The organism is Paenalcaligenes sp., assembly GCF_030152715.1.
Classification (GTDB): Bacteria; Pseudomonadota; Gammaproteobacteria; order Burkholderiales; family Burkholderiaceae_B; genus Paenalcaligenes; species Paenalcaligenes hermetiae.
The window spans coordinates 1-3,874 of record NZ_JASLIX010000013.1; the positions used below are offsets into that span (position 1 = coordinate 1).

The following is a 3,874-nucleotide window of genomic DNA, read 5'->3' on the forward strand; positions in this document are numbered from 1 at the left end:
CCCAGATGGAGCAAGCTCGGCTGAGGTGTGCCCTTGTAGCGCAGCTCTCCGTAAGGATCGTCTTCGATAATAGGGATACCAGCAGCGGCACAACGCTCGACGAGTTCCTGACGCCGTGCCTCGCTCATAGTGCGCCCAGTGGGATTTTGAAAGTTAGGCAGAGCGTACAAAAAGCGGGCACCAGCCGCTTTGGCTGTAGAGACCTCGGCGGGGATTAAACCGCCATCGTCCGTGTCCATTGCCACGTATTCTGGTTCGAAAACAGAAAAGGATTGCAACGCGCCCAAATAAGTGGGCGATTCCACTAGAACTTTACTACCCACATCGATAAATAGCTTGCCAAGCATATCTAATGCTTGCTGTGAACCAGAGACAATCAATACCTCGTTCACATCGATGTTGACGTCTTCGGTGCTCAGGTCCTGTGCCACCCACTCGCGCAACGGGGTATAACCCTCGGTAGGACCATACTGCAACGCAGCACGACCATCAGTAGCCAGTACCGTATCAAAGGCTTGGCGTAGTTCAGTAATAGGGAAACCGTCAGCTGAGGGCAGACCACCCGCAAAAGAAATGATTTCAGGTCGAGTGGTGACCTTTAGGATCTCTCGAATAGCGGAGCTGGTGAGCTGATTAGCCCGATTAGAAAACGTATAAGGGGTGTGAGAATCCATGATGTGACGATGACCCTGCTTAAAAAACGGTTAATACATCAATTAATAAAGTTATACACACTAGATTACAGTATTAAACCAAAAGCGTGAATAGCTAGGCTTTTTCTGCTCGTATTTTTTCACTCATACGTCGACGGAATAACAAGGCGCCTTTATCCGAAGGCAAGCTCAAACGAGCGCCTTTGGCATCCATACCCTGCTGTACCGCTTCGAGCACCACCTTGTCTTCGTGAAACGCTGCGCGCACGTCTTCGTTAAAAATACGCGAGACCTCCTCGTCATTTGGACTAAAGTTACGTAGCTGGAACCAAAAATAACGCGTGTTCTTTTCATCAATAGGCGTCAAAAAGTTATACGAGTCCATCAAGAACACATCAGGATGAAAATCCCCCTCGTCACTACCGGTGCCGGCTGGCGTAAAAATAGCACGAATTACGGCATGGGCGGGGTAGCGCATTTCATACTGCTGTTTACGGTCACAGTTACCTTCAAATTTCACAAATTTTTTGTAAAACGGAGACACTTCAATATCACGCAACCAGCGCCAAACTGTTACTCCGTTGTCGGCCTCGGTGACTTCCAGCGGCACTCCTACCAAATCATGGCTACCAAATGAGCTTTGGTGAACCCACGTTACGTGTGAAGGGTCAAGAAGGTTATCCGTAATATAGAGATAATTACAAGCTACCTCCATGGCATCGCCCCGATTAACACCCCAGTTGGGATCATCCCATTCTTTAATTTGGATAATATCGTCTGCATTGGCTTGTTGGGCATCACCCATCCACACCCAAATGACCCCATATTTTTCTACAGCCGGGTATTGGCGCACGACAGCGGTGGGGGGAATATCTGTTGCGGTGGGAGCGCCCACACAGGCTCCCGAGCAATCAAAACGTAAGCCGTGATAGCCACACTCAATGGTATCACCCTGTACGCGTCCCATGGATAACGGAAGACGACGGTGGGGACAGGAGTCTTCTAAGGCCACCACCGTGCCATCTTGTTTACGGAACAATACCAACGACTGATTCAACATTTTTACCGCGAAAGGACGACGGCTCACATCGGTCGATAAGGCGGCAACATACCAAGCATTTTCTAAGAACATAGTAATGGAAGCATAAATAAGAGTAGATAACCGGATGATAAAACAATAATATCTAATAAATTTTGCTTTTTATTTTAGTTTTTCTAAACAATAGGTGGTGAGTATGCAGACGTTGCCCCCACTACGTGCGTTGCAAATTTTTGAAACGGTCGGCCATAGTGAAAGTATTCAAGACGCGGCACGCCGCTTAGGAATTAGCACCGGTGCGGTGAGCCAACAGCTCCAACTACTAGAAAAACACCTGAGTGCGGCGTTATTTTTTAAAGAGGGCCGACGTTTGCGCCTTACTGCCGCTGGGGTGGATTTTCATCAGCGTTGTACAGAAGCGTTTGAGCAGCTACGCGAAGCGCAAACACAACTATTGCTTGATGAACAAGAACGCAGCTTACACATTAGTGCGCTGCCTTCTTTTTTAAATGACTGGCTATTACCGCGACTCCACGCTTGGCAACAAGCCCAAGAGCCAGTGGTGCGTTTGCACTTGCATGGATCACATCACGAGCCTGATTACGCCAATGAGCGGGTGGATTTTCGGTTTACTTATGCGCAAACTATCCCTCAGAACCTACATTATCTAACGCTTTTTACAGATCGGGTCGTGCCGGTGTGTCACCCTAGCCTGATCGCTAATCACCCCATCCATCAGCTGACGGATTTGTGTCAACACCCTCTTATTGCGGTGGATTGGCAACCGCGTTTTAGCTCCCCACCCTCTTGGGAAAACTGGTTTGCTCACTATGCTCAAGCAGAACCAATTACCCCTCCTCCCCCTCGGCTTACGTTTAGTTTATCGCACCAAGCACTTGCCGCGACTCAGGCTGGGCATGGCATCATGTTGGCCCAATACGCCTATGTGCAGCCTCTGTTGGCACAACAACAACTTTGCATGCCTGTGGGAGCGCGTTTTTTAGATTTAGAGTGGCCCTATGTCATGACCTGGCAACCGGCGGTATTCAATAAGCCGCAAGCCCGTGCTTTTCATCGTTTTATTAGCTTGGCACTACGCGTTACATCACAGCCTGAGAGAGCTGCTGCTGACGCCATACCGTCGGCGACACCCCATAACGACGCCGAAAAGCATGACTAAAGGCGGTGGCATCTTTAAACCCATGCTGGTAGGCAAGCTCCGCAATCGGCCGCTGATAGTTTGGATCAGCCAACCGCTCACAACTGCTTATTAAACGCTGACGCTGTATATAGTCTGCTGGAGCTAAGTCCTGTAGAGCAAATAAGTTATACAAATAACGCCGCGAGCACCTAAAAACCAGACACAGCTTATCTACGTTTAAATCGGAACGATGCAGGTTCTGTTGAATATAGTGCTGAATTTTTACAAGTTGAATTTCACGCACAGTTTGCGGCTTGGGAGTATCCGCAAGAAACGGTTCACTTAGCTGCGCCCCCATGAGCTGAATCAAAGCGTGCGCAACGCTTTGACATCCTCCCCGGCCTGAAGGCCGGAGATTCCTACGGCGCTCAGGGGCGGCATTGAGCCGCCCCTGAGTCGCTTCGGTGGGTTCCTGCTGCTGGCGGCATTACCGCACCGCTCACTTCACAGGCGAACCGGGCGTGTCCCGCCCTTAGCACATTGATCGCGCCGACCACATCGGCGTTTTCCTCGAAACCACATTCCACACACGCAAATCGGGCTTGCGTCTGCCGGTTGTCGGCAGACACATGGCCGCAGCACGGGCAGGTGCGGCTCGTGTTCTGTGGCGGCACTGCAACCAGCCAGCCGCCGTTCCACGCCAGCTTGTAATCCAGTTGGCGGCGGAACTCGAACCAGCCTTGATCGAGGATGGACTTGTTCAGGCCGGACTTGGCCCGAACGTTTCGTCCCGGTTGTTCGGTAGTACCTGCCGCTGACCTGGACATGTTCCGTACCTGCAAATCCTCGATACACACCATCGCGTGGTTTTGGCTGATCGCGGTCGAAGTCTTGTGCAGAAAGTCGCGGCGGGCGTTGCCGATACGGGAGTGAATGCGCTGGACGCGGGCTTTCGCCTTCTTCCAGTTGTTGCTGAATTTGGTTTTGCGGCTCATGGCCTGCTGCGCTTTGCGCAGGGCCGTTTCATGCCGCTTGAAGCTG

At 51.1% G+C, this 3,874-nt stretch carries 5 protein-coding genes; 1 reads left to right on the forward strand and 4 read right to left on the reverse strand.

Annotated features, from left to right (window positions below; translation table 11 throughout):
• The coding region (locus Q1V74_RS00855) for a PLP-dependent aminotransferase family protein (RefSeq protein WP_300646629.1) at nucleotides 1-674 on the reverse strand (674 nt) is incomplete at its 3' end.
• Nucleotides 675-768: 94 nt separating this feature from the next.
• Nucleotides 769-1,785, reverse strand: coding sequence for an aromatic ring-hydroxylating dioxygenase subunit alpha (locus Q1V74_RS00860; RefSeq protein WP_260650675.1), 1,017 nt, complete (start codon nucleotides 1,783-1,785; stop codon nucleotides 769-771).
• Nucleotides 1,786-1,888: 103 nt separating this feature from the next.
• Between Q1V74_RS00860 and Q1V74_RS00865 the strand changes: the two genes are divergently transcribed.
• Nucleotides 1,889-2,872, forward strand: coding sequence for a LysR substrate-binding domain-containing protein (locus Q1V74_RS00865; RefSeq protein ID WP_260650676.1), 984 nt, complete (start codon nucleotides 1,889-1,891; stop codon nucleotides 2,870-2,872).
• Here Q1V74_RS00865 and Q1V74_RS00870 read toward each other — a convergent pair.
• Nucleotides 2,793-3,191, reverse strand: coding sequence for a helix-turn-helix domain-containing protein (locus Q1V74_RS00870; protein WP_300646630.1), 399 nt, complete (start codon nucleotides 3,189-3,191; stop codon nucleotides 2,793-2,795). The genes Q1V74_RS00865 and Q1V74_RS00870 overlap by 80 nt on opposite strands.
• Nucleotides 3,192-3,261: 70 nt before the next feature.
• On the reverse strand, nucleotides 3,262-3,874 hold a 613-nt coding region (locus Q1V74_RS00875; RefSeq protein ID WP_300646631.1), incomplete at its 5' end, for a transposase.

What these genes read in the sequence shown, in the direction of transcription:
- Q1V74_RS00865 (WP_260650676.1), top strand. Translation starts at nt 1,889, where the DNA reads ATGCAGACGTTGCCCCCACTACGTGCGTTGCAAATTTTTGAAACGGTC.
- Q1V74_RS00870 (WP_300646630.1), bottom strand. Translation starts at nt 3,191, where the DNA reads ATGGGGGCGCAGCTAAGTGAACCGTTTCTTGCGGATACTCCCAAGCCG.
- Q1V74_RS00860 (WP_260650675.1), bottom strand. Translation starts at nt 1,785, where the DNA reads ATGTTCTTAGAAAATGCTTGGTATGTTGCCGCCTTATCGACCGATGTG.